A 5,972-nucleotide genomic window follows, 5' to 3' on the forward strand; every position below is an offset into this window, starting at 1 on the left:
GCGAACGCTTGCGCCGCCCGCCGGGCGGCGCAAGCGTTCGCCCGGCGGCCCGGGGCCTGGGCGACGGCCGGAGCCGCGGCCGTGCTCCTTCTGTTCGGCAGCCTGCTCCTGACGGACAAGGTTCGAGAAGGAACGAACCTCCCTCCGGAACGCTACGCGCAGCTGCACGCCCCCGAGGGGGCCGGGATGATGAGCCGTCCCGATACGGTCGTCTATTCGATGAACGGGGGAGCCGGGCGCATCCGGGGCGGGGACGGCGCGGACGCGAAGGAGACCGTCTGGATCAACGTGAGGACGCACGAGCTGTTCGTGTTCCTGGAAGGGATGCTGCCGTCGAAGGATCGGGACGTGCAGGCGTGGGCGACCTACGGCGGCAGGGATGCCAATCTCGGCGTCCTCCAATTCCATCAGGACCAGGCGCACCTGTATTCGGACGACGTCCGTCCGGAGCTGTGGGAGGCGCTCGTCCTCACGATCGAACCGAAGGGCGGCAGCGAATCCCCGACTTCTCCCCAGACGGCGGAGCTGACGCTTATTCCTTCCAAGTAGGAGAGCTATCCGTCGCGGATTTAACGGTATGGGCGGACGAAGCGGATGAAGAGGCGGCGGGAAGCCAGTCGGCGAGACGGGTTTTCCCGCCTTTTTGGCTTGCCGCCCTGCGCAGGGCGTAACGGATCTCCCATGCCTTGCCCGTCCACCGGATCTGCTTGTCCGTCGCGTACGTCTTCAACATCCCGATTCCTCCTTCGATTGGACCGTCCGGCCGACCCCAAGCTTGCAAATGTCGGGACAAGTCTATATGGTTTACCTATGAGGGCGAAGCCCATTTCATGACAGGAGGATTCATAGGCGATGGAAGACAACAAGGCGACCCGCCATCCTTTTTACGAACGGACGATCTCGACGAAGCCGATCTTCGAGGGGCGGATGATCAACGTGCAGGTGGACACGGTGCAGCTTCCGAACGGGGAGACGGCGACGCGGGAGATCGTGCGCCACCCGGGAGCCGTCGCGGTGCTCGCGCTGCTCGGGGACCGGATGCTCGTCGTCGAGCAATTCCGCAAGCCGCTCGAACGGGTGCAGGTGGAGATCCCGGCCGGGAAGCTCGAGCCGGGAGAAGATCCGATGGAGGCGGCCGGGCGCGAGCTGGAGGAGGAGACCGGCTACAAGGCGCGCTCCCTTCGCCACCTGCGCACGTTCTCGACGTCCCCCGGCTTCGCCGAGGAAGTCATTCACCTCTACTTCGCGGACGAATTGGAGCAGGGGGAGGTCCATCTGGACGACGAGGAGTTCCTGACCTGCGAGGCGATTACGCTGGAGCAGGCGGAAGCCTACGTTCGGGACGGCCGGATCTACGACGCGAAGACGCTGCTGGCCGTCTACATGTGGCGTCAATACGCGGCGACGGGAGCGATCTGACTTGGGCCGGCTGCGAACCGTCTACGCGGATCTGCACGTGCACATCGGCAGCACCGGCCGCGGCGAGCCCGTCAAGATCAGCGCCAGCCGCGGCCTGACGTTCCGCTCGATCGCGCAAGAAGCATCCGAGCGCAAGGGCATCGAGCTCGTCGGCGTCATCGACTGCCACTCGCCCGCCGTGCAGGAGGACATCTTCGAATGCCTCGACTCGGGGGAGATGGAGGAAGCCGAAGGCGGCGGTATCCGCTACCGGGACGCGGTCGTTCTTCCCGGCTGCGAAGTCGAGGTGATGGAGCCCGGCGGAGGACCGTTCCATCTTCTCGCCTACTTGCCGACCTTCGAGGCGATGAAGAGCTGGACCGCGTGGATGGCTCCGCGCATGACGAACGTCCGGCTCAGCTCGCAGAGAATCCGGGCGACGGCGCGCGAGCTTCAAGAGGAGCTGGCCGCCCGGGGCGGGCTGCTCGTGCCCGCCCATATCTTCACCCCGCACCGGGGGCTGCTCGGCTGCTCGGCGGACCGGCTGGACGCCAGGCTCGATCCGGGCGGCATCGCGGCGGTCGAGCTGGGCTTAAGCGCCGACACGGCGATGGCTTCCCGGCTCGGGGAGCTGGACGCGTACGCGTTCCTGACGAATTCGGACGCGCATTCGACCGGCATGATCGGACGCGAGTGCAACGAGCTGGAGCTGGAGAAGCCGACGTTCGAGGAATGGGCGAAGGCGCTGAAGGGGGAGGACGGCAGGCGGATCGCCGCCAATATCGGCCTCCATCCGCTGCTGGGCAAATACCATACGACGTATTGCGCTTCGTGCCGGAAGCCGATCAAGGACGAGGCGGAAGCGGAAGCCGTCTGTCCGGGCTGCGGAAGCACGCGGCTCGTCCGCGGGGTGGCGGGCCGAATCTCGCAGCTCGCCGACCGCGGCCAGGAGGAAGCGGAGCGGGTCATGGCGAAGCTTCGTCCTCCGTACCGCCACCAGGTTCCGTTGTCGTTCTTCCCCGGCGTCGGCCCCAAGATGAAGGAGCGCCTGCTCGGCGAGCTCGGCACCGAGATGAGCATTCTGCACCGGCTGCCGGAAGAGCGGATCGCTCGGACGGCGGGAGAGAAGCTCGCGCGGGCGATCGCGTCGGCCCGCCGCGGGGAGCTCCTGTTCGAATCCGGAAGCGGAGGAACGTACGGCCGGATTCTCGGGCGGCCGTGAACGGGCCGCGCGGGCAGGGAGCGAACGCGAGGGAGCGGACCGGGACGGACGGCGACGGGTACTAGAAGCGGTTTGTCCCGCATACACATAGGCACCAGACCGGATGCGTCATGTGGACAAGGGGGCTTAAGCCGTGAACGTACGTCCGTGGAACCTGTCGGCCCGCAACAATCTGAACCTGTACGTGTTCATCGGGGTCCTGCTGCTGTCGGGCGCCGTCTTCGGCGCCTTGCTGGTGAACGCGCTGACGCTGGACCAGCAGCAGGAGCTGGCGGAGGAATTGAAGGCGTATTGGGCGACGTTCGCGAGCCCGGAGCAGCTCGATTCCGGAGCCGCCTTCTGGGACCGCTTCCTGCTCTACGCGAAGTGGCTGGCTCTCATCTGGCTGCTCGGCCTGTCCGTCATCGGCGTGCCGTTGATGCTGGCTCTCGATTTTATGAAGGGGGTTCTGCTCGGCTTCGCCGTCGGCCTCATCGTCCGGGAGATGGCCTGGAAGGGCGTCGCCGTGTCGCTGGCGGCCGTCGCGCCCCAGAACGCCCTCGTCATCCCGGCTCTCGCGATCGCCAGCGTATCCGGGGCGAGATTCGCCCATTACGTCGTCCGCGAACGGCTGTTCCGGCGCAAGGGCCGCCTGCTGCCGCCCTTCCTCGCGCACACGTCGGTCGCCTTGACGATGCTGCTCATGCTCGGCTGCGCCGCCCTGTACGAAGCGTACGTCTCTCCCTATCTGCTGGAGAGGGTAGCCCCGGGAGCGGCGGCGGCCGTCCTGTCCGCGCTGAATAGGGTTTGACTTCCTAAAGTGCCTCCCCCTATAATGGAACCAAGTGCGCCGAGCGGCCGGAGGGGGGAGAACATGGAAGCCCGAATCGAGAAGGTCAAACAGCAATTGCAATCCCAGGGCTACAAATTGACTCCGCAGCGGGAAGCGACGGTACGGGTGCTCCTGGAGAACGAGGAGGACCATCTCAGCGCCGAGGACGTCTTCATGCTCGTGAAGGATATCGCGCCGGAGATCGGACTGGCCACCGTATATCGAACTTTGGAGCTGCTAAGCGAGATGCACATCGTCGAGAAGCTGAACTTCGGCGACGGCGTGGCCCGCTACGACCTGCGGCAGGACAACAACAAACATCATCATCACCATCTCATATGCGTCCAATGCGGTTCCATGTCGGAGATTATGGAAGACTGGCTCATTCCGCTGGAGGAGCGGCTCGAGCGGGAGTACGGATTCACGGTGCTGGACCATCGGCTGGACTTCCAGGGCATCTGCTCCAAGTGCAGGGCCAAGAACGCGGAAGCCGCCGGGAACAACCCGGAAGGGGCCGCCGCCTCGAATCCGTCATAACGCGTCATAACGATTATCAAGCGAAGAGGGATGCCGCCGGGCTCGGAGGAGCTTGGCGCCATCCCTTTATCCATATTCCGAAGTCCGGAAATTATAATAGGTTTCGGATCGCGCCTTCGATCTTCTCGGGGGTCGCCGTCGGAGGGAACCGCTTCACGACGCGGCCGTCGCGGTCGATAAGGAATTTGGTGAAGTTCCATTTGATGCTCTTCGTTCCGAGGAGGCCGGGCGCTTCCTTCGTCAGACGCTTGAACAGCGGGTGGGCGTTCGGGCCCTTGACGTCGATCTTGGCGAAGAGGGGGAACGTCACTCCGTGGTTCAGCTCGCACGCCTGCTGGATGTCCGCGCCTTCGAGAGGTTCCTGGTTCGCGAACTGGTTGCTCGGGAATCCGAGGACGGCCAGTCCTTGATCCTTGTAGCGCTCGTGCAGCTTCTGCAGCCCTTTGAACTGCGGGGCGAAGCCGCATTTGGTGGCGGTATTGACGATCAGCATGACTCGGCCTTTGTATTCGGACAAGTTCGAAGTCTCTCCGCGAAGGTTGTTCACCGGAATGTCGTAGAGGCTCATTGGACTTTCCCTCCCCATTAATATATGATACAATTCAATTGTATAAAATTTAAATGGCGTGTCAAGAGGAGGATGACATGGACAGCGAAGATCTTATGAAGCTTGACCAGCAATTTTGCTTTGCCGTGTACGCTTGCGCCCGGGAGATCACGAAGCTGTATCATCCTCTGCTCAAGGATCTCGGGATCACGTACACGCAATACATTACGCTGCTCGCGCTCTGGGAGAAGGACCGGGTGACGGTGAAGGAGCTGGGCGGACGCCTGTATCTGGATTCCGGGACGCTGACGCCTCTGCTCAAGAAGCTGGAAGCGTCGGGCTACGTAACCCGAACCCGCGACCCGGAGGACGAGAGGAACGTTCTGATCGAATTGACGGAGGAAGGCCGGGCTCTGAAGCTTAAGGCTTGCGACATCCCCGCGAAGCTGTTCGAGCAGGCGGGAGCTTCCGTCGAAGAGATCTTGGCGGTCCGCGAGCAGATGACGTCGCTGCTTCACAAGATTCATATCAAGAACGGCCGGGAGGAGAATTGAACATGTCCATCTTCGATTATCACCGCGTGCGCACGATCGCCGGCCAGCCGGCCGAGCTGGACGCCTACGCGGGCAAGGTGCTCGTCGTCGTCAACACGGCGAGCAAGTGCGGCTTCACGCCGCAATACGCCGACCTGCAGAAGCTGTACGAGAAGTTCAAGGACCGCGGCTTCGAGATTCTCGGATTCCCGTGCAACCAGTTCGGCGAGCAGGAGCCGGGCACCGGCTCGGACGTGCAGAGCTTCTGCCAGATCAACTACGGGGTGACGTTCCCGCTGTTCGAGAAGACGCTCGTCCGCGGCCCGCACGCCCATCCGCTGTTCCGTTATTTGACGGAGCAAGCGCCCTTCGAGGGCTTCGACACGTCGACGCCGAGCGGGAAGATGCTGGACGCCTTCCTGTCGGAGAAGCTGCCGGAGTATCTGGAAGGCGACGATATCAAATGGAACTTCACGAAGTTCCTCATCGACCGGCAAGGCAACGTCGTTCGCCGCTTCGAGTCGCCGGTCGAACCGCTGGACATGGAGCCGGCCATCGAGGCGCTTCTGTAAGATGGCCTTCGGCGCGCCGCCGTCCTGGCCGAAGCCGCTGCAGGCCGCTTCAGGGCCCGCAGGCCGCCGAAGTGCCGGCGGCAATCGAACATCCGTTAACGCCTGGGAATCCGGCGTTAACGGATGTTTTTGTTATGGCGGCGAGCTTCCCGTTCGCCGGCAGGCTATCTATTCCAACCGCCTTTTGTTCAGCGGCTCCAGCCGAGCTCAGCCCTTGCGCGATTTGGCGACAACCGAAGCGCGCCATACCCGCCCGCGCGAGACCGCCTTTCTAGCCCTTGCGGCGGCGGCCTGCTTCGCGGCGCGGGCGCTGCCGCCGGCGCAGGAGCAAGCGGTCCCCCCGGCGCAAGCG

Annotated in this window: 9 protein-coding genes and 1 pseudogene; 7 read left to right on the forward strand and 3 right to left on the reverse strand. The window is 63.8% G+C overall.

Going from position 1 to position 5,972, the window contains the following annotated elements; translation table 11 throughout:
• The coding region (locus H7B90_RS31855) for an anti-sigma factor domain-containing protein (RefSeq protein ID WP_185139936.1) at window positions 1-549 on the forward strand (549 nt) is incomplete at its 5' end.
• Here H7B90_RS31855 and mciZ read toward each other — a convergent pair.
• Complete coding sequence (mciZ, locus tag H7B90_RS31860; RefSeq protein WP_185139937.1) at window positions 533-733, reverse strand: Z-ring formation inhibitor MciZ; 201 nt, start codon at window positions 731-733, stop codon at window positions 533-535. The genes H7B90_RS31855 and mciZ overlap by 17 nt on opposite strands.
• A gap of 119 nt (window positions 734-852) precedes the next feature.
• Between mciZ and H7B90_RS31865 the strand changes: the two genes are divergently transcribed.
• From H7B90_RS31865 to fur, 4 genes are all read left to right on the forward strand, one after another.
• Window positions 853-1,419 (forward strand): NUDIX domain-containing protein, encoded by a 567-nt coding sequence (locus tag H7B90_RS31865; RefSeq protein WP_185139938.1) that lies wholly within the window; start codon window positions 853-855, stop codon window positions 1,417-1,419.
• Between the two features lies 1 nt (window position 1,420).
• Entirely contained in the window at window positions 1,421-2,620 is a 1,200-nt protein-coding gene (locus H7B90_RS31870) for an endonuclease Q family protein (protein WP_185139939.1), read from the forward strand.
• Window positions 2,621-2,753: 133 nt separating this feature from the next.
• Window positions 2,754-3,410, forward strand: a complete 657-nt coding sequence (spoIIM, locus tag H7B90_RS31875; protein WP_185139940.1) for a stage II sporulation protein M — start codon at window positions 2,754-2,756, stop codon at window positions 3,408-3,410.
• A gap of 63 nt (window positions 3,411-3,473) precedes the next feature.
• Entirely contained in the window at window positions 3,474-3,968 is a 495-nt protein-coding gene (gene fur, locus H7B90_RS31880; RefSeq protein WP_185139941.1) for a ferric iron uptake transcriptional regulator, read from the forward strand.
• Between the two features lie 91 nt (window positions 3,969-4,059).
• Here fur and H7B90_RS31885 read toward each other — a convergent pair whose 3' ends face one another.
• A complete protein-coding gene (locus H7B90_RS31885; RefSeq protein WP_185139942.1) occupies window positions 4,060-4,536 on the reverse strand; it encodes a glutathione peroxidase in 477 nt (158 codons plus the stop codon).
• A 77-nt stretch (window positions 4,537-4,613) separates the two neighbouring features.
• Between H7B90_RS31885 and H7B90_RS31890 the strand changes: the two genes are divergently transcribed.
• Window positions 4,614-5,069 (forward strand): MarR family winged helix-turn-helix transcriptional regulator, encoded by a 456-nt coding sequence (locus H7B90_RS31890; RefSeq protein WP_185139943.1) that lies wholly within the window; start codon window positions 4,614-4,616, stop codon window positions 5,067-5,069.
• Window positions 5,070-5,071: 2 nt separating this feature from the next.
• On the forward strand, window positions 5,072-5,620 hold the full coding sequence (locus H7B90_RS31895) for a glutathione peroxidase (RefSeq protein WP_185139944.1): 549 nt from the start codon (window positions 5,072-5,074) through the stop codon (window positions 5,618-5,620).
• Here the strand turns inward: H7B90_RS31895 and H7B90_RS33795 are convergent.
• Window positions 5,610-5,663, reverse strand: a pseudogene (locus tag H7B90_RS33795) (hypothetical protein); the annotation flags it as partial. The gene H7B90_RS31895 and the pseudogene H7B90_RS33795 sit on opposite strands and share 11 nt — an antisense overlap.
• Window positions 5,664-5,972: the final 309 nt, after the last annotated feature.

It is taken from the genome of Cohnella xylanilytica (genome assembly GCF_014212175.1).
GTDB lineage: Bacteria > Bacillota > Bacilli > Paenibacillales > Paenibacillaceae > Cohnella > Cohnella xylanilytica.

What these genes read in the sequence shown, in the direction of transcription:
- H7B90_RS31885 (WP_185139942.1), bottom strand. Translation starts at nt 4,536, where the DNA reads ATGAGCCTCTACGACATTCCGGTGAACAACCTTCGCGGAGAGACTTCG.
- H7B90_RS31865 (WP_185139938.1), top strand. Translation starts at nt 853, where the DNA reads ATGGAAGACAACAAGGCGACCCGCCATCCTTTTTACGAACGGACGATC.
- mciZ (WP_185139937.1), bottom strand. Translation starts at nt 733, where the DNA reads ATGTTGAAGACGTACGCGACGGACAAGCAGATCCGGTGGACGGGCAAG.
- H7B90_RS31890 (WP_185139943.1), top strand. Translation starts at nt 4,614, where the DNA reads ATGGACAGCGAAGATCTTATGAAGCTTGACCAGCAATTTTGCTTTGCC.
- H7B90_RS31895 (WP_185139944.1), top strand. Translation starts at nt 5,072, where the DNA reads ATGTCCATCTTCGATTATCACCGCGTGCGCACGATCGCCGGCCAGCCG.
- fur (WP_185139941.1), top strand. Translation starts at nt 3,474, where the DNA reads ATGGAAGCCCGAATCGAGAAGGTCAAACAGCAATTGCAATCCCAGGGC.